Source organism: Halobacteriovorax sp. RT-2-6 (assembly GCF_047085025.1).
Lineage (GTDB): Bacteria > Bdellovibrionota > Bacteriovoracia > Bacteriovoracales > Bacteriovoracaceae > Halobacteriovorax_A.
Genome location: NZ_JBKIYH010000002.1, coordinates 226,722 through 246,302 on the forward strand (window position 1 = coordinate 226,722; position 19,581 = coordinate 246,302).

The 19,581-nt window shown below is 36.8% G+C and carries 14 protein-coding genes and 1 tRNA gene; 9 read left to right on the plus strand and 6 right to left on the minus strand.

Annotated elements, in window-relative coordinates; translation table 11 throughout:
* The first annotated feature begins 12 nt into the window (after nt 1-12).
* Both ACMAYS_RS09605 and ACMAYS_RS09610 read left to right on the plus strand, forming a co-directional pair.
* Nucleotides 13-396, plus strand: coding sequence for a DUF2237 family protein (locus ACMAYS_RS09605; RefSeq protein WP_233189715.1), 384 nt, complete (start codon nt 13-15; stop codon nt 394-396).
* Between the two features lie 40 nt (nt 397-436).
* Nucleotides 437-513 (plus strand) — tRNA-Arg (locus tag ACMAYS_RS09610).
* 112 nt (nt 514-625) lie between these two features.
* Here ACMAYS_RS09610 and ACMAYS_RS09615 read toward each other — a convergent pair.
* A complete protein-coding gene (locus ACMAYS_RS09615) occupies nt 626-1,168 on the minus strand; it encodes a hypothetical protein (RefSeq protein ID WP_392992500.1) in 543 nt (180 codons plus the stop codon).
* Between the two features lie 225 nt (nt 1,169-1,393).
* Between ACMAYS_RS09615 and ACMAYS_RS09620 the strand changes: the two genes are divergently transcribed.
* Together ACMAYS_RS09620 and ACMAYS_RS09625 are read left to right on the plus strand one after the other, a co-directional pair.
* Complete coding sequence (locus ACMAYS_RS09620; protein WP_412463165.1) at nt 1,394-2,593, plus strand: lytic murein transglycosylase; 1,200 nt, start codon at nt 1,394-1,396, stop codon at nt 2,591-2,593.
* Between the two features lie 84 nt (nt 2,594-2,677).
* Complete coding sequence (locus tag ACMAYS_RS09625) at nt 2,678-3,445, plus strand: STAS/SEC14 domain-containing protein (RefSeq protein ID WP_103218050.1); 768 nt, start codon at nt 2,678-2,680, stop codon at nt 3,443-3,445.
* A 47-nt stretch (nt 3,446-3,492) separates the two neighbouring features.
* Here the strand turns inward: ACMAYS_RS09625 and ACMAYS_RS09630 are convergent, their stop codons facing one another.
* Nucleotides 3,493-5,718 (minus strand): NADP-dependent isocitrate dehydrogenase, encoded by a 2,226-nt coding sequence (locus ACMAYS_RS09630; protein WP_412463166.1) that lies wholly within the window; start codon nt 5,716-5,718, stop codon nt 3,493-3,495.
* 195 nt (nt 5,719-5,913) lie between these two features.
* On the opposite strand from ACMAYS_RS09630, the gene ACMAYS_RS09635 reads away from it, so the two are divergent.
* A complete protein-coding gene (locus ACMAYS_RS09635; RefSeq protein ID WP_103218052.1) occupies nt 5,914-6,819 on the plus strand; it encodes a DUF6607 family protein in 906 nt (301 codons plus the stop codon).
* A gap of 94 nt (nt 6,820-6,913) precedes the next feature.
* Complete coding sequence (locus ACMAYS_RS09640) at nt 6,914-8,035, plus strand: hypothetical protein (protein ID WP_412463167.1); 1,122 nt, start codon at nt 6,914-6,916, stop codon at nt 8,033-8,035.
* Here ACMAYS_RS09640 and ACMAYS_RS09645 read toward each other — a convergent pair.
* The 4 genes from ACMAYS_RS09645 to msrA form a co-directional block, all read right to left on the minus strand.
* Nucleotides 8,032-9,132 carry a hypothetical protein gene (locus tag ACMAYS_RS09645; RefSeq protein WP_392992506.1) on the minus strand — a complete coding sequence of 367 codons (1,101 nt, stop codon included), beginning with the start codon at nt 9,130-9,132 and terminating at the stop codon, nt 8,032-8,034. The genes ACMAYS_RS09640 and ACMAYS_RS09645 overlap by 4 nt on opposite strands.
* On the minus strand, nt 9,125-9,472 hold the full coding sequence (locus tag ACMAYS_RS09650) for a hypothetical protein (protein ID WP_412463168.1): 348 nt from the start codon (nt 9,470-9,472) through the stop codon (nt 9,125-9,127). The genes ACMAYS_RS09645 and ACMAYS_RS09650 overlap by 8 nt, the downstream gene beginning before the upstream one ends.
* Nucleotides 9,473-9,474: 2 nt before the next feature.
* Complete coding sequence (locus ACMAYS_RS09655) at nt 9,475-10,977, minus strand: hypothetical protein (protein WP_412463169.1); 1,503 nt, start codon at nt 10,975-10,977, stop codon at nt 9,475-9,477.
* A gap of 74 nt (nt 10,978-11,051) precedes the next feature.
* The gene (msrA, locus tag ACMAYS_RS09660) at nt 11,052-12,119 is read right to left on the minus strand and encodes a peptide-methionine (S)-S-oxide reductase MsrA (protein ID WP_412463170.1); all 1,068 of its coding nucleotides are present in this window, start codon (nt 12,117-12,119) and stop codon (nt 11,052-11,054) included.
* Between the two features lie 145 nt (nt 12,120-12,264).
* Here msrA and ACMAYS_RS09665 point away from each other — a divergent pair, with 145 nt between their 5' ends.
* From ACMAYS_RS09665 to ACMAYS_RS09675, 3 genes are all read left to right on the plus strand, one after another.
* Nucleotides 12,265-15,387, plus strand: a complete 3,123-nt coding sequence (locus tag ACMAYS_RS09665) for an efflux RND transporter permease subunit (protein WP_103218058.1) — start codon at nt 12,265-12,267, stop codon at nt 15,385-15,387.
* A 143-nt stretch (nt 15,388-15,530) separates the two neighbouring features.
* Nucleotides 15,531-17,819 carry an outer membrane protein assembly factor gene (locus ACMAYS_RS09670; RefSeq protein WP_412463171.1) on the plus strand — a complete coding sequence of 763 codons (2,289 nt, stop codon included), beginning with the start codon at nt 15,531-15,533 and terminating at the stop codon, nt 17,817-17,819.
* 11 nt (nt 17,820-17,830) lie between these two features.
* Nucleotides 17,831-19,573 carry a phosphatase PAP2 family protein gene (locus ACMAYS_RS09675; protein ID WP_412463172.1) on the plus strand — a complete coding sequence of 581 codons (1,743 nt, stop codon included), beginning with the start codon at nt 17,831-17,833 and terminating at the stop codon, nt 19,571-19,573.
* The last annotated feature ends 8 nt before the right edge of the window (nt 19,574-19,581 follow it).

Below are 19,581 nucleotides of genomic sequence, written 5' to 3' on the forward strand. Positions count from 1 at the left end.
CAAGGAATATCTGTGACAAGTGAAAGCAACGGCCATTTAAATGTATTAGGTACTCCCCTACAGATGTGTGGGTGTACACCAATGACTGGATTTTGGCGTGACGGTTTTTGTCGTACAGATATTGATGATCGAGGAATGCACACTGTTTGCTGTATCGTTACAGAAGAGTTTCTTGAGTTCTCAAAAGCCGATGGAAATGATCTATCAACTCCTATGCCACAATTTCAATTTGCAGGTCTAAAACCAGGTGATCGCTGGTGCTTATGTGCAGGAAGATGGCTTAGCGCATACAAAGCAGGAAAGGCCTGTCCAATTATACTTGAAGCGTGCCATGAAGAAACCCTGGCCGTGATTCCAATGCAATTTCTAACAGAGATGGCCTATAACAAAGCTTAAGCTTTACTGGCCTAAAGATAGCGAATACAATAGAGCGAATGCGGCCGTAGTTCAGTTGGATAGAACGTCAGACTTCGGATCTGAATGTCGGGGGTTCGAGTCCTCCCGGCCGCGCCACATCGTGCGGCAAAAGTGCCCCAAAGGGCAGTTTTGAAGCACAGATGAATGTGACTCAAGGAAGCTAAAACGAGCGTAGCGAGTTTGCGGCTTTCGGTTACGCGTACTTCGCTTAAAACTTTCGACCAAAATTACACTCAACATAAGTCGAGTCTTCTGGACTATGACTCTCATTACTCCAAGCATGGTGAACACTTTTTGCAACACCACAACCAAAGTACATTGTCTTATCAGAATTATACTTAATAAGTGAAAACATATTTTCTTTTTCAAGAAGGCCATCATCATTACCAAAGTCAGCGACTTCCTCTCTTTGATACTCTAAGTAAAGACTTCGAGAATTATCTAAAGCAACGCGAACTCTTGCCCCATAAGGAATATGTAACGATTTATCATGAGCAGAGATATAACGGATAGCACGTACACCAGCATAGGCTTCAACTTCAATTAACTCATTCTCAGTGCGATACCCTACCGCCCCAGTAATATCACTTGGTATAATAGGAACACTTAATCTTACGTCGTAATATAGTCCCGACTCATCATATCTTTCTTCTACATTTTGAATCGCTTGTGCCTCTAGGTTAAGGTCAAGTTCATTTGCAAATGAAGAAAATGAGCAGATAAGTGCAGTGGCCAACATAAGTTTTTTCATCTTTCGTCTCCCTAGGGTGTCTGTGTTTTTGTCCGATTGAATTACAAATAAGGTAGCACTTATGAGCTTTACTCTAGATTAAATTGAAAATGTTTCTATGAGTTCTAAAGTTTAGACACTTAACTAGAATAAGATTTTAGATACTTAGAATGCTAATTCATAAAAAAACTGACAATAGACTACCTGCGTCTTCAAATAGAGAACCCCAACGTGTACCTTCATCCAATGAAGAAACTAATCACAATAACGCTTATGGCAATTAATATTTTTGCCACTTCCACTACTCCTACAACAGAGTTCAATGATTGGCTTAATGAGCTTAAGATTGAACTTAATCAAGAGCACGGCTTTTCATATGCCTTACTAGATGATGCCTTTGATGGTGTTACTTTTAATGAAGATGTTATCAAATATGATCGCAGACAACCTGAGTTTGTCATGAGTGTTGGCCGATACTTAGATATCGTTATTAGTGAGACAAGAATCGAGAAAGGCCAAAGATATCAGGCCGAACTTGAAGATATTTTTATCGATATTGAAAACGATTTTAATTTTCAAGATCGCTTCCTCTTATCATTCTGGGCCCTTGAAACAAACTTTTCTTCGATTACAGGCAAGCTCGATATTATCCGCTCTCTTGCGACTCTTTCATATGATGGCCGCCGCTCAGCATTTTTCAAGAGAGAATTAGTTAATGCTCTTACAATGCTGCAAAAGGGAATTTACTCATACCCTAGTGAACGTATGCAGGGATCATGGGCAGGAGCGATGGGCTCGACTCAATTCATGCCTTCAACAATGCTAGCTTATGCCATTGACTACGATAAAGATGGCCAAATAAATATGTGGGAAAACCAACGTGACTTCTTAGGTTCATCAGCAAACTTCCTATCAAAAGTTGGCTGGAATGGTGATGAAAGCTGGGGACATGAAATTGATCTACCAAGCGACTTTGACTACTTTCATAGTGGATTAAAATATAAAGAAGATCTGCAGTATTGGATAGATCGCGGAATCACATTAAGAGGTGGAACTCAACTGCCTTACACAAGTGGGAAAACTGCAATCTACCTTCCACAAGGAGCAAATGGGCCAGCATTTATTGTTTACCCTAACTTCTTTACTATCTTTAAATGGAATAATTCAGAAAAGTACGCTCTAGGGATTGGAATTCTTTCTGATCTTATTGCAAAACGTGGTGATTATTTTAGTAAGTTTAATTTAGATGAAGAGTCATTTATGTCATTTGAAATGGCAAAGAAAATTCAAGCAAAATTAAACGAGTTAGGTCACGATGCTGGGCCAGTTGATGGGATTCCAGGAAAACAAACGACAGCAGCAATCCAAAGATTTCAAGTATCAGAAGATATCATTCCAGACGGCTATTTAACTAAAGATTTGGCCGATCAAATTCTTGCAAAATAAATAAAATCTTAAGTCAAAACATCAATCCCCTTTCCGATGAAGTAGTCACTATCTAAGTAAACACTTCACCGGAAAGGAGAATATATGTTGAAAGTAATGAAAGGATTACAAAAGGGTATCGTCGGTATCGAGGGATCAGGACGTATTACAAAAGACGACTATATTAATGTGCTTGAACCGATTTTAGATGAGGCCCTAAAAAAAGAAGAAAAAGTTGGTGTACTCTTCTACTTAAATGAAACATACGAAGGATACACTCCAGGGGCAGTATTTGAAGATACGGCCATGGGCCTAAAATATTTTAATGTTATGAAAAGGTGTGCAGTAGTTACAGATAGTGCACTAATAACAGGGGCCGTAAAATTATTTGCTCCAATCATTCCAATTGATTTTAAGTCATATAAAATCAATGAACTCGATGAGGCCAAAGACTGGCTTATGCGTGAAGTAGAGTCCGATATCGAATTTCACTTCGATAAGAATGACAACATTCTTACGCTAACTTCTTACCATCCATTGCGAGTCAATGATTTTGAAAAGATTCAAAACTTACTTAATCAAGTTTATAAAGAAACAAAAGTAATTTCAGGAATTATTCTAAACTCAGAACAATTTCCAGGTTGGGATGACTTAAGATCTCTCCTAAGACACTTTGAGTTTCTTAAAGATAATCGACAGCACATTGAGAAGGTTGGAATTTGCACAAGTAATGAGTTGATTAGAAACTCTGCCTCAGTTGTAAGTGATCATTTAGAAAGTGTTGATGTAGCAGTCTTTGAGTACGGTGCGATTAACGACGCAAGGAATTGGCTGAGAAATATTGAATCGAAAGATACAATGCGTGCCGTATGAAAGAAGGCCCTCTTTTTAGAGGGCCTTTTTATTTGTCACTGTATGAATTAAAGTGAATCAATTACTGAATTGAAAGTAGCAGATGGTCTCATTGCCTTTGCAACAAGCTCTAAATTTGGATGATAGTAACCACCCATATCAACGGCTCCACCTTGTGCGCTATTTAACTCTTCAACAATCTTTGCTTCGTTTTCAACAAGGTTTGAAGCAACAGGAGTAAAGATTTCTTTAAGCTCAGCATCTTCATTTTGATCAGCAAGTGCTTTTGCCCAGTACTGAGCTAAGAAGTAGTGAGAACCTCTATTATCAAGCTCACCTACTTTTCTTGATGGAGACTTATCATTCTTTAGAAATGCAGTATTTGCTTCATCTAGAGTTTTTGCAAGAACAGTTGCCTTTGCATTACCTGTTTTGATTGCAAGATCTTCAAGAGAAACACCTAGTGCTAAGAACTCTCCTAGAGAATCCCATCTTAAGTGATTTTCACCAGTAAATTGTTGTACGTGCTTAGGAGCTGATCCACCGGCACCAGTTTCAAATAATCCACCACCTGCAAGAAGAGGTACAATTGAAAGCATCTTTGCAGAAGTTCCAAGTTCAAGAATTGGGAAAAGATCTGTTAGGTAGTCACGAAGAACGTTACCTGTCACAGAAATAGTATCTTCACCTTTAATGATTCTCTCCATTGAGTAACGGATTGCTTTAACAGGATCTAGGATTTTAATTTCAAGTCCTGCTGTATCGTGATCTTTTAAGTACTCATTTACTTTCTTGATTAGGTTAGCGTCGTGGCCACGGTTTTCATCAAGCCAGAATACTGCCGGAGTATTAGTAAGACGAGCACGAGTTACACCAAGCTTAACCCAGTCACGTACTGCAACGTCTTTAGTTTGACACATTCTCCAGATATCACCCTCTTCAACAGAGTGAGTAAATACTGTGTTACCTTCTGAATCAGTAACCTCTACAACACCGGCCGCAGGGATTTTAAATGTCTTATCGTGTGAACCATATTCTTCAGCTTTCTTTGCCATAAGACCAACGTTTGGTACTGTTCCCATTGTCTTAGGATCAAATGCTCCGTTCTCTTTACAGAACGAAATTACTTCTTGGTACATTTGAGCGTAGCTTCTATCTGGAATACAGAATTTAGTATCTTCTTGCTTATTATCTTTATTCCACATTTGTCCAGAAGTTCTAATTGCCGCAGGCATTGAAGCATCGATAATAACATCAGATGGAACGTGTAGGTTTGTGATTCCTTTATCAGAATCAACCATTGCTAGACGTGGCCCATTCTCGATTGCTAGATCAAGTGCACCTTCGATCTCAGCTTTCTTTTCAGCAGGAAGGCCAGAAAGCTTAGAGTAAACAGAACCAAGTCCGTTAGCAGAATTTACACCAAGCTCTTTGAACTCAGCTGCATATTTTTCAAATACGTCTTTGAAGTAAACTTCAACACAGTGACCAAACATAATAGGATCACTTACCTTCATCATTGTTGCTTTTAGGTGAACAGAAAAAAGAATATCTTTTTCTTTCGCATCTTGAATATTCTTAGCGAAGAATTCTCTAAGTGCTTTTGCACTCATTACACCTGCATCGATGATTTCGTCTTGAAGAAGAGATACTTTTTCTTTTAGAACTACTTCAGATCCATCATTTTGCTTAAGAGTGATTTTTACATCAGTTGCTTTAGGCATGATTGCTGATTTTTCAGAACCATAAAAGTCATTTGCATCCATGTGTGCAACGTGTGACTTAGAGTCTTTTGACCAAGCTCCCATTCTGTGTGGATTAGCTTTTGCATATTCTTTAACTGGCCCAGCAACACGACGGTCAGAGTTCCCCTCACGAAGAACTGGGTTTACTGCTGAACCAAGAACTTTCGCATAACGAGAAGCAATGTCTTTTTCTTCATCAGTCGATGGTGCATCTGGGTAATTAGGAATTTTAAAACCGTGGTCTTGAAGTTCTTTAATTGCAGCTGAAAGCTGAGGAATTGATGCAGAAATATTTGGAAGCTTAATGATATTAGCTTCTGCTTGTTTTGCTAACTCACCTAGGTAAGCTAGATCATCTGATTGCTTTTGCTCTTCAGAAAGAAATTCTGGAAAGTGAGCAAGAATTCTTCCTGCAAGAGAGATATCGCGAGTTTCAACATTGATACCTGCATGCTTCGTAAAAGCTTTTACGATTGGAAGAAGTGACTGAGTCGCTAGCGCTGGCGCTTCGTCAGTAATTGTGTAAATGATTTTTGATCCATTAGACATTTTACATCCCGTGTTATTTGTTATGAACTGATAATAAAACGTCTTATCCTATAATAAAACCAACTACTTCGTCCATTGGCTGCGCATCACGGAAAAGTAATCCTTATTATTTAGCTCAAATAAGTTTGACAACTCATACACAAGTTTCAATAATCAACCTTGGTACCACATGTAACCAATTACGAGGGAGAAAATATGAAATTTCTAGTGCTTCTTGCTCTTGCACTTCCAGCACTTGCAGGACTAACAATTGATAAGAATAAAGACATCCAAGAAATTAAAAAAATGACAGGATGCTATGCCATTAAGTTTCAATCGTCTGAAACTTTCGCCTATAGCAATGATTATGACTTCTACGATCGCTATGCCTCAGGGGCCCTTGAGTGGATCTTTGTCGATTCAGAAAATGAAGACATGGTTAATATTCAACATATTCTAGTTACTCCACATGCCATCGTTAAGCACTGGAGACAGCAATGGGACTGGGAAGCAGCTAATGCTCTCGATTACCGAGGCTTTAGTAATTGGAATAACAAGGCCGTAAAAAACCCACAAGGAAATTGGGTACAAAGAGTCTATCAAGTAGATGACTCTCCAAGATATGAATGTTCTGCACCATGGATTCACACAGATACAAACTCATATTGGGAATGTACAGCTAATGCTCCTCTACCAAGACGTGAGTTCTCAATCAGATCTGACTATAACGTTTTAAGAAGAACAAATCGCCATGAACAGACTTCATATGGCCACGTTCACGACCAAGATAATATCAAAGTTAATATGCTTGAAAATGGAATGGAGCTTAAACTTGCAATGGAGAAGAGCTACAATACTTACCAGAAAGTTGATGATAGCCGTTGTCAACCGGCGATTGAATGGTGGAAGACTCATAAGTATTTCTGGCGTGACGTCGTTAATGTATGGAACAAAGAGCTTTACTCTGAAGATTCAGTGAAAATTGATTTTAAGAAAACAGGTGCTCCTCTATGGGCAAGACTATTTGAACTAGATGATCAAATGAGCACAAGACCTGCTTACGACTCAAAAGAATCAACTCAAAAAATCAAAACAATTATTCAAAACCATATCCTTAGATAGAAAAAACAGGGCCTCTCCTAGCGGGGCCCTTTTTGGCATTCCAATTGCTTTTAAATAGGTAGATATAATTTGAACTAAACAATTATGGGCACTTATGAAAAAGCATCTGTTCTTTTTATTTACACTTTGTACACTTTCTACACAGGCAAAGCTCTACTATGCACCAGATGGCACTCAATACGAGCTGGGTGAATGTCAAAATGAATGTATGGATAAGCTTGCCCAAGAAACGCCATCTCGTGTTCTTCAAATCGTAGAAGGTTCTCGTTACAAAGACTTTCTAATAAGAGAGACCCTGACAAAATACCTTGAAAATGAAAGTATCGAAAATTTTGATAAACTATACAAAGACTCATCATATGATAATTTTTGGATCCTTAATAAGCGACACGCTACAGAAATGAATATCAGCATAAAGAATGTTAGCGACGAACAAAAGCTTACGGCCGCTATCGAGTACATAAAGAATAATCCAGACAAAGTTAAAGAGAACTACCCCCTTATTAACGAATTAGGGCAACTCGTTGCTGCCAAAAATAAATCAGACAATGGTATCTCAAGTGCAGAGAAAGAACTTCTTAATGAACTAGATAGACAGAAGAAGATAAATCTTGGTGATCTTATCCAAGACCTCACTTACTACGACAATACAAAAATGACGGGCCTCTATGACCTACTTGCATTTGATAAAAGGCAAGACATTGTCTGCCAGCATATTGATGAAGAAGTAGCACACTTTGATGAGTACATGACAGAAGATTGTAGAGAATATGAAGATTGTGTCCAGTTAGCAGAATCAACAATTACTTCAATGAAGGATACGTTTAAAGATTACCTAACATACACTTGTAATGGAAGCTCCCTGAGCGACAATATTGATAATATTAGAGAGCATGCAAAAGACACACTTTCTTATATGTTTCCGGATATTGTTGCAAAACTCAACTACAAAACGATGATGGATGAGTGCTATGACTGTGGCGTGACCAAAACTGAAGACTATATTGTCGATACGCGTATTGTTCAAGAAGCAAATAAGTTTTTTAAAGTAACAAAAAAATGGACACAGGGCTGTGACGAATTAGTCATAGAGAGCTCATTTTATAATATGGAAAGAAGAGCTTTAAAGAAATTAAGAAAGTACCCAAATCTTAAAATTAATGACGTTCAAACAAAGAGTTCGACATGTAAAGTAAGACTAGATGCTACTAATTAATCTTCAGTATAAGTAACAAGTTGATTACCTAAGTCTTTATAGGCCTTAAATAGGGAGTCTTCATTTACCCATCCGCTATCATTGAAGACATCAAAGTTCTTTCCCCAGCTATTGTGGACACGGTACTGATTTCGACAATTCTTACCATTGTCACAAATCTGGCGAAAACCACTTAATAAGTAAGCATGTCCTCCACAGTAGCGCTGCCTCTGCTCTTTTGGACACATCTCCATATACTTAACTGAAGGGTCATCACAATAACGAGTCCAAGTACAGCTAGAAATTGCAGCGGATTTATCCTTTTCAAAAAGATCGATCATTTTTTCTCTAAACTTATCAACTTCTGTGATTCGCTCTTGCTTAAATCCCATAGGAGGAAGCTTAATCTGAGTCTTATCCTCTTTGCATTTTTGAGGGATTAAAACTTCATTTAAAAATTCCTCGAAGGCATTAATTGAAGTAATCTTTGTTGCCGCACGAGAGAGGCTATCTAACATCTCAGAACTAAAAGGAAAGAAGTCTTTAAAAAAGTCTTCAGTACATTTATTACAAACACCATCCTTTAAAGAGTTATCTTTGACCTGATGGTAGATCTCATTAATAGCGAGAAGCTGAGGATAGTCCACAATACGAAAGTCATTATCTGGGTTGTTGTAATTTTCAATTTGTTGATAAGGAGCACATTCTTCTTTGGCAAATTTTAAGCTAACCTTCTCACCTTTTGTTAAAGCATCAATAACCTGTGTTAGATTACCACCATTAAGCCCTAGAAACTCACTTTGAGTTCCTGATTTTAACTGTGTCTTACCTAGAACATCTAAAACAGAAATTTGATCGTCTTTAGTACAATTGCCACTTTTCAGGCATGATTGATCCATTAGAGAAGTCATGGCAAATAAATAACATGTTCCAAATCCATCCTGATCACGAACGATTGGATTCGTCTTCACATCAATTTGTTTAACAACTTTCTCACTCCCCATTGGTGGAAGATATTGATAAGCTGCATGCTCATACTCTTTCCAGCGCATGTCTTCAGTAATTTCAAAAGCAAGAACAGGAAGAGTAAGAAGTAGAATAATAAATTTTCTAATCATGGATTAAGCTCCATGCACTCTTTAAGCTTCCATCAGAAAAAAGGCAAAAGCCGTACTGATTATTATCCTTATCTTTTAAAATTTTATACTGACTATTTCTAAATTCTTTGCAGGCCTTAGAACCTGGATGGCCAGTGAGACCTGTGCCCTTCTTTGGTGTAGTTTTAGCATTTTGACAAACTTTAGAAGTTTGGCACTCTTTATTCATGAGAGAGTTGTTCTTCCCCTTATAGATTTTGACTTCTCTAAACTGACCTTTCTTATAAATTTTCATGATTTGAAAATCTTTTTCTACTGCCAAGGAGATAAATGGCAAGAGTATGAGTATTAACAATTTCATGACTAACCTTCTGCTCTAAAGAAGGATTCAATGCGACTAAAGAATCTTTCAATCCAACTACCTTCAATTGAAGAAGGATTTCGTTGCGTCTCTTGTACTTCGGCCATAACTTCAGCAACTTCCTCAAGTGCAAGGTCCATCTCATCACCGTGCTCAATTGTAACTTCTGGACTAGATTCTTCAGACTTTGAATCTATTTCTTCACCGTTCTCATCAACTTCAGTAACAGTTGCTCTCTCTTCTAATTTTGACCTCTGATAGAGATAAATAGGAGTTGAAGCTGGAACAAATTGAATAAGTTGACCAATTAGGCTTCTTTTATGGGTAATACTGATATCACCACGAGCAATTGCCTTCTCTTCCGCGGCCATCATACGCTCATAAAATTTTGGGTCTGCTGTTTTGGCATGTTCTTTTAATATCTTCCACTTCTTAACAGCAAGTGCATCAACCATTCTTGCAAAAGTAACAAGAATTTCATCTTTTGGAACAGATGTATTTACATTCTTTAAATGAGAATAACTCTTTTCCACATCATTCTTAAAACTCTTAACAATACTATTGATTTTTGGAAAATGAATCGTTCTTGCTTGTGCATTATAGAAAGCTTGAAAGATACGAACAGCACGATACTTTCCTATTCTTTTTGATTTATAAACCAGCCCCATAATCGAATCAATGATTTCTGGTTGCAGCATTAAAGAGATAAGCCAGTTTACAACCTCAGCGTTTCTCTCCTTCTTAAGCTTTGTTAATAAGGCAACAGGGTTTTCGTGAACAACCTTATTTAATTCCTCTAAGTCTGGTCTTTCCACCCCTTTAAAGAATACAGGTAAACTTCGCTGTTCCTTTTCACTCTCTACCCCTAGATTAGCAAGAAGTGTTTTTAGCTGGGCCTCACATTCACTATTACAAAGATCACTCCCGTTTAAATCCCTTAGGTGTTCTCTCACAAGTCTATACTCGTAGTAGTGATTACCAATATGAAGCAGATTACTTTGAATCTCTTTATCTAATTGAATTTTGAATATTTCAGCATTAGGTGAATTTTCAAACTTAGAAAGAATAAAATCTTGAAACTCACTCGCATAACCCTTTGAGCCGATGTAGCTTTTTAACTTTGCTTTTGTAATCTCTGTCGACTCAAACTTTTTATTAATATCTGAAAGCCTTTGAAATGAAATGAAATTCATCTCAAAGTCGCGAAAAAAGACTTCCCAGTCTCTTACGTTAACAGAGTAATGTTTTGTAAAAATATTATTATCAAGCCTTTCAATCTTTTTCCAAATGGCCAAAGTTGTAGCAGGCTCTTGATGTTCACTTGAGTTTCTTAAACGATTATTTAAGATCTCAAGCTTATTGATCTTCTGTTTAAGTGCATACTCAGGAGTATCGTAGAAAGAACTCTTTCTCATTCCAAGAAATGACTTAAGAACACCACCACATGATGCAAATGAATTAAACGTGATATTGAATACAATTAAATAGGTAAATAATCTTCTCATAGGCCCTCGTCGTCTTATCGGTGACTTGGGCCTAATCTTTAAAGAAATCAGCTTAAATTAGGATGTAATTTCAATTACTTAAATAATGAAAGGTACTGGCCATAGCCTTCTTTTTCTAGATCGGCCTTTGGGATAAAGCGCATGGCCGCAGAATTTATGCAATAGCGCTTTCCATCTGGGCCTGGGCCATCATCAAAGACGTGACCAAGATGAGAGTCTCCACTTGATGAGCGCACCTCAGTTCTTGTCATAAATAGCTTAGTATCTTCTTTCATACTTACCACTTTTTGATCAATAGGCTTTGTGAATGCAGGCCATCCCGAACCAGAGTCATACTTATCAAGAGAGCTAAAAAGGGGCTCACCTGTTGCAACATCAACGTAAATCCCCTCTTCTTTATTGTCCCAGTACTTATTAGCAAAAGGTCTCTCTGTAGCATCATTTTGAGTCACTTCAAATTCAAGAGGCGTTAGTTTTTCTTTTAATTCTTTGAGATCAGGTTTCTTGTACATAACTTTATCCTTATTTTCTTTTGCTTGTTTTATTTCTTTCTTTTCACACTTTAAAGGTCTTGAAGCGACATCGCGAATATAGCCACCACGTCCAGATAATTCTTTATAGGTATTATAGCGTATCGGATTCTTTTTATAATAATCTTGATGATAATCTTCTGCTGGAAAAAATTTATGTGCCATCTCAATAGCAGTCACAATTGGTTTGTCATACTTCTTACAGGCTTCAAGATTATTTTTCGAATTTAGAGCTATTTGCTTTTGTTTCTCATTGGTGACAAAAATCACAGTGCGGTACTGACTACCACGGTCAGCGAATTGACCTCCACTATCAGTCGGATCAATATTTTGCCAATAAATTTCAAGGAGATCTTCATAACTGACAAGTGAGTTGTCGTATGTCACTTGTACAACCTCAACATGTCCACTACTACCACTTGAAACTTCCTGATAACTTGGACTCTCTTTTGTTCCTCCCATATAGCCAGAGACAACAGAGCTTACACCTTTAAGTTTTTCAAATGGAGCTTCCATACACCAGAAGCAGCCTCCGCCAAATACCGCAGTTTCTTTAGCTGCATGAATACAGGTACTTAACGCAATCAATATAGTTAAGAGAACAAACTTCATTTTACCTCCGTGAAACTTTCTTCTACTTCCTTCGTATAAGTATTCGTAGCGCAAAACTAAATTGTTACATCCTAATCTTAACACAAGGAACTATGGCCGACTGAAAGAGTTTGACCTCGTGATTTTGGCTACTTAAAATTAGAATATGAAAAAATTTATACAATACTTTATCGATAATCTTCTAATCTCTAACGTTTTATTCTTCAGTGTCTTTGTCATCGCAATCTTTGCGTGGACTAAAATTCCAAAGGAAGAAATGCCAGACTTTGAATCACCTTATGTTCGAATCATGACTGTTTTTCCAGGGGCAAGTGCAGAGGATGTGGAATTTTTTATTACAAAGCCCATTGAAGAAGAGTTAAAGAACGTTGCAGGTATCGAAGAAGTGCGCTCAGTTTCTTCAACAGGTTCAAGTTCTGTTACAGTTGTGATGCTTGAGAACTACCCGAACCCGAGAGAAGTTTACCTCGACATACAAGATGCGGCACTTCGTGCAGATCTTCCTAATGAAGCCGAACTCCCAACTTTTCATCAATTTAAATCTTCTGAAAAAGCATATATTGATATTGGATTCTATCTTGAGGGTAAAAGAGACCTATCAGTTAAAGACCGTGATCGCCTTCAACAATTAGTTAGAAATTTTGAAACTCAAGTAAAGACACTACCTTCAGTATCAGGAGTTGATCGCAGTGGTTATCTTGATCCAGAAAATCATATCCTACTTAGTCCTACTAAGATAAAGGAAAATAAAATATCAATCCACAAAGTTGTTTCAAGCTTAAGAGAAAGTCACATTCGTGCTCCTATCGGAGTTTTAGAAGATACACAGCAATCTAAAGTAACTTCAATTAATGAACTTATTGATGAAAGTGATTTTAAAGACCTTCTTGTTACAGGTAACTACGATGGTGAAGGTGTTACTCTTGATCAAATAGCAACTTTTAGAAAATCTTTTGAAAAAACTAATAGCATCTATAAAATTAATGGCCATGAAGGAATCATGCTCAACTTAAAGAAGAGTCACAATGTTGATATTCTTGAAGCAAATAAAGCGACCGTTGCCTTCATTGAAAAATACAAGAAAGGACAACTCGATGATTTGAAAATCGTAACACTTGATGATGAGTCATACGATGTAAAAAATAGACTTGCCATTGTCGCCAGTAACGGACTACTTGGTTTTGCTCTTATTGTTCTCGTTCTCTTTTTATTCCTCGATTTTAAATCAGGAATATGGGTCAGTATGGGGATCCCATTCACACTATGCTTCACCCTTATTTGTATGCTCATTTTTGATTACACAATCAATAATATGACTCTTGCTGCAATCATCATTGTAATGGGAATTGTCGTAGATGATGCCATTATTGTAGCTGAGAATATAGGCCGAATTACAGAAGATCACAAAGGGACTTTAAAAGAGTTAATGGATAAGGTAACAGCAAATGCTGCGAGTCTTCTAATGCCTATCACAAGTGCAATTGCGACAACTTGTGTGGCCTTTCTGCCTCTCTTATTCTTTGGTGGATGGTTTGGAAAATTCGTCTACGTTCTTCCCTTTATTATTACGATGATGCTCGTTGCCTCATTACTTGAATCCTTCACAGTACTTCCAGCACACGTTTTCCAGAGAAAACCTAAGAAGAAACATGAAGTAAGTTGGTTTAGAAAATATGAAGCAATTTATGCAAATACCTTAGAGAAGGCCTTAAATTATCGCGCCCTAATTGTTGTGATCTTCATCGCATCCACTGCCCTTTCGGGATATCTTTTCAAAACAAAACTTAAATTTGTGATGTTTCCAAGAGAAGAAAGTAAGGAATTGAGTTTAAGTGTTTACACTAAAAAAGGAACTTCAAAAGATGAAATGAATGAGTATCTTAAACCAATTGAAGATATTCTACTTGCCTCGACTAAGGAATTAAGTATTGTTGGTTTCCGTTCAAATGTAGGTCAATCAAGACGTGGTGGTGCAGTTAATTACAATCGTGCAAATATCAATGTTGAAATTTTACCTGCAGATGAAAGAGAACTTTCTGCAAATCAAATCATTGATATTTTAAAAGAAAGAATGAAAGACACTCCAAATATTGAAGAAGTGCGCTTCTTTAAATCTCGCTGGGGAAGTGGTTCTGGTTCAACGATTGAAATTCAAATTCAAGAAAATGATGACAAGATTAGAGCTGAGATTGCAAATATACTTGCAGAAAATCAAAAGGCCAATAAAACTCTTAAAAACGTTGAGATTGAAAGACCTATTAATACTAAAGAGTATAACTTTAAAATTAATCAAAATGAAATTTTAAGATTTGGCCTTACTCCAAGTGACGTTACCACTTCCCTACGTACATTTGTCCAAGGAACAGTTCTTTATACTCTTAAAAGTACTGATGAAGAGGTTGAAGTAAGACTTACTGTCGCTAAGAATTACAAAGTTGATATCGAAAGATTAAAGCAACTAAGAATTGATAACGGTACGGGTGGCTATGTTCCTATCTCACGTTTTATAACAATTGAAGAAGTTGTAAAACCTTCTAATATTGAGCGTGTCGACTTTAAAAGAACGACAATGGTCTACTCTGATATTGAAGAAAGCTCTGGTGTTACTCCTTTAGAAGTAGCCGATTACTATGAGAATGAAGTTTTTCCAGAAATTCTTAAAAAGTATCCATCTTCAATTATTAACTTTGTTGGTGAAATTGAGGAAACGAGGGAGTCTACAGGAGACTTTATGATGGCAGGTTTTCTTGTCATTGCTTTAATTTATATGATCTTAACGATACAGTTTAAATCACTCTCGGCCCCACTAATAATTATGACGATTATTCCAATTGGGGTATCCGGAGTTATTTATATTCTTATGGCACACAGTATGGAAATTTTTGGATTCTTTGCGGTCATCGGTGCACTAGGAATGGTTGGGGTTGTAGTCAATGATTCAATTGTCCTCATTGATAAGTTAATCAATGATACTAAGTTTACGACAGATAAGAAGGATCTTTACAAGCAGATTGGTGAGATCTCTTCAACAAGACTTAGAGCAATTATCCTGACAACACTAACAACTGTTATTGGGGTACTTCCTACGGCCTACGGTTTTGCGGGATACGATTCAATGTTATCAGAGATGATGCTTACAATGGGCTGGGGTCTAGCTATCTCGACAGTCATTACATTATTTCTAACACCGGCGATCTTCTCATATTTATCGAGGTTTTTAGTGACTCAAGATATACCAGAAGAAGAAGCCTTTCTAAGCGAGAAATAGATTATTAAGTACCTGATATTATGTCCTTATGGCCGTTAATATCAGGTATCCATTCAATAAAAAATCTTGTCCATTTTATTTACGGCCCTTTACGTTTTTTCAAAACACTAATTCCAGTGACTAAATAATGATAATTTCTTCATATGAGCAAATTCAATATTTTGAAGAAATTTCTTATCCTGATGCTAGGTACTTACCTTTTATGTACTCCTACGAGCTTTGGCCAGGATACGACGACTGAACTTCAACTCAAAATTGAACAGTTATTAATTCACAATGATCTAGGTGAAGATGTCGCAGAGAAACTAATCTTTGGTATAAATGATATTGAGTCTCGTGAAGGCGAAAATCTTGATATCGAAAAAATCACCAATGATTTGGAAAAACTAAAAGAAGAAAATGATGATCTCTATGAAAATGTAGAGCTAGAAGTTCTTCCTCTTAACGAAGCTAGCGTTTCGATAAAATTTGAAATGCAAAAAAAGAGACTCATAAAAAGAGTTATTATTAGAGTATTTGATAATCAAAACCTAGAAAATGATATTGAAAGTGATCTTAGATCAAAGCTTTCACTTCGTCGTGGAGCTTTCTTCAAGTCAAAACAAATGCTTGAAGATTTAAATACAATTAGTGAGTTCTATAAGTCAAAAGGCCATGCACTTACTAAAGTTGCTAAGAAGTTAAAGCTTGATAAGGAAGATGAAATTAGTATCTTCTTCGATATTTATCTTAACTCAGAACAAATTAAAATTAACGATATCAACTTCGACGGTAATAATACTTTTACCTCAAGACAATTAAGAGAGTTGATTTCTTCGAAAGAGTCTCACCTCTTTTCTAAAAACCTATTCATTGAAAGCACATTTCTTGAAGACGTCGAAAGAGTCAAAAGACATTACATGGAGCAAGGCTTCATCAATATTGAAGTTACACCATCATTTAAAATCGAAAAAACAAAGGCAAATCTACTTTTTACTATTAAAGAAAATGATCAACTAAAATTAGATCAATTATCGATTAGTGGTAATGAAGTATTTTCTAACGAAGAAATTTTAAAAACTTTAAATATTAAATTACCATCAGTTTTTTCTATAAAAAAACAGAGAGAAGCTATTCAAAAGCTAAGAGAAGTCTATGGTGAAAAAGGATATGTATTTGCTCATATCACAATGAATTATGATCAAAATAAAAGAAGCGCATCCTTAAATATAGAAGAAGGTGTTGTCCAAAAAATTATAAAGATGGAAATTATCGGTAATACAAAAACAACGCCAGAAACGATTTACGAGCTGATCTCAATTTATAATGGAGAAATCGTCAATACGAACAAAATCAATGAATCAATACTCGCTCTATATAAAAGTGGTTTCTTTAGAGATGTTAAAATTGACTATACCCCGATGACTAAGAGTGCGGGTAAGATCATAATTCAGGTACAGGAAGAGAGTACTCAAACTATCCAATTCTCTCTTGGATCCGTTTATGGAGGTGCAGGCTTTGGTGTTTCATTAAGTGATGGAAACCTATTTGGGACGGGAAGTTCATTGGCCCTAACGACAATGATTTCAAAAGAGATCAATCGTATTGGGCTGGTTTATAATGACCAACATCTTTTCGGTTCAAATATTAGTTTAAATATTGCGGCCAATCACGACACTGAAAGAAGCTTTCATTATAACGAAAATAAATCAGCTATTCGCATTCTCTTTGAGAAACAGTTAACAAAGAATATTAAAGTTGGCCTAGGTACTAGGCTTGAGTATATTTCTGTTAATAGTTTGTCACAACAATATGCTTCTGAAATTGATCTATCTGATACTAAAGACGTTGTTAGTGGTCTTATCGGCTCATTTGCATATCGATTTGAAGATGCAAATGATAAGGGATTAAAAACAAACGGTACTATTTCTATTCACCTACTGCCTTCATTTAATAAGCAAGATTTGTTTTTTAAAAGTATTGTAAATGCTCAGACATCCCGTGAACTCTACCGCAATCAAGATGGAGGAGCTCACCGTATTTCGGGAAGAATCACTCTTGGTTATGCCTCCGAACAAACTCCATTTTACGAGCGTCTTCAAGGTGGAGGAAATGGAACAATACGTGGATTTGAATACGGGTCAATAAGTAAGGATGGGCAGCTAGGATCTAATTCAATGATCTCGGCCAACCTTACATATAGTATGCCTATTTATAAAGATGTCTTTAGTGGAGTTCTATTTCTTGATGCATTCACTCCAGGAGATAGCTCATTAGCAATGGATGACTTTAGACTTGTTGGTGGACTAGGCCTAAGGGCAAAAATGGATGCTGGCTTTGTTTCAGAAACATTTGAAGCAGGACTAACGATACCACTTCTAAGTAAAGATGGAGATATAACAAAACCATTCTACTTTATTATCGGGGAATATGACCCTGCTTATAACTTATAAGGAGATTAAATATGAATTTTAATCGATTACCTCAACTTATTACTGCCTTGGCCTTACTAGGTACTGTGGGTGTAAAAGCAAAGAATCTCGAAGTTTGTGATCGTCTTCAAAAAGACATCAAGATCGAGGAAGTAGATTTTCAAACAGCTTTAAATGACGCTCAAGATTTATCTGACTCTGCAAAACACTGTAAAGCGGCCAGAAGTTATCAACTGGCACTCGTAAAAGATCAAAAGCTGGCCTTAGATCAAGGAGTTGATATCAAGTTATTAAACGAGCTATATGAAGGGAATTATTTAAATGACTATGCGAACTTTTCTCTTTCATTAAAGAAGCTAGTTAAAAATCATCCTAGCTCTGAGACAATTCATTACCAACTTGCTGACCTCTATAATCAGAACCTACCTACTGATATTAAAAATATGCCTGTTGGTAATTTTGTTAAAGAAGATGGAAGTGCAAATGATATCGTTAATGAAGCCATTATGGTTCAAGAAGACTTTTTGAGAAGCTTTCCAAATTCAATGATGCTAACAGATATCCAAAGTAAACTTAGTAATTCAAAAACAAAGCGCTTAGAGAAAACTCTATCAGACTTTAAATATGAAATTTGGCTTAATAAGAAAACAAAAGATAAAGATATCTATGAATATCAAGCAGCTCTACTCATGCAAGAGCTTTCTTCAAATGAAGACAGTCGTATAAAGGCACAGGCCCTTCTAGAGCTATTTGAATTATACAATAGTCATCAAACTAAGCTAATTGATGCGAAAGAGAGAATGGCACAAGTTGCTTTTCTTCTTAGTGAAAGTAGTAATGTTAAAGATCGTGAAGTTAGAAATGTTCTAAAGGACCTAAAGAAAGCAGGAATTGCAGTAGCAGCGGTAAGCGAAAGCGAGCTTAATCAAGCGATACAAGATAGTAGTGAGATAAAAAAATCACTTCTTAGCGATGCAGATTTAAAAGAGCTTCTAAAAAATAAAAAAGGGCGTGATCGCTCAATCTTTATGCCAATCGAGTTCTCTGTTTCAGAGAAGTCACTTATGCTTAAAACACTTGGTGTTGTAGGTGTTATGATGGCATTTGATCGCCCGCTAATGGATTTCGTACAGGATAATAAGAACGACACTCTGACGACAATTACTGACTTCACAAATAATTATGGTGAAGCGGCCGGACTTGTGCCACTAGTTGGAGCATCAATGGCCATTGGTCTTGTTTTTAAAAACGATCAATTTAAACGTGCAGCAGTAAGAAGTGTTGGCGCAGTGTTAATTGGGCAATTGGCCACTCAACTACTTAAGTCATTGAGTTCACGTGCAAGACCTCGTGAGGGGAAAGGCCCATATCACTTTGATGGAGTGAACTTTGGTCGAAATAATACGTCTTTCTCTTCAGGTCACTCTGCAGGTGCTTGGTCAGTTATGACAGTTTTCGCCACAGAATTTAAAGACACTAAAATCGTTCCAATAGCAGCTTATTCATTAGCAGCACTAACAAGTTTTGCTCGCGTGTATAAGAATGCTCATTGGTTCTCAGATGTTACTCTAGGGGCGCTTATTGGATGGATTTCCGGTAAGTTAATGTACAAATTATTTGATAAAAAACAAGACGGCCCAGTAACATTTACTCCAGTAACTGGTGACCTAAACGGTGGTGCTGTAACATACAAGGTAGAAGGTCAAAAAGATCTTAGGGCCTGGCCAATTGACTACTACAAATTAGTATTCTCACCTACTGATAACGAGAACTAGGAAGTAAA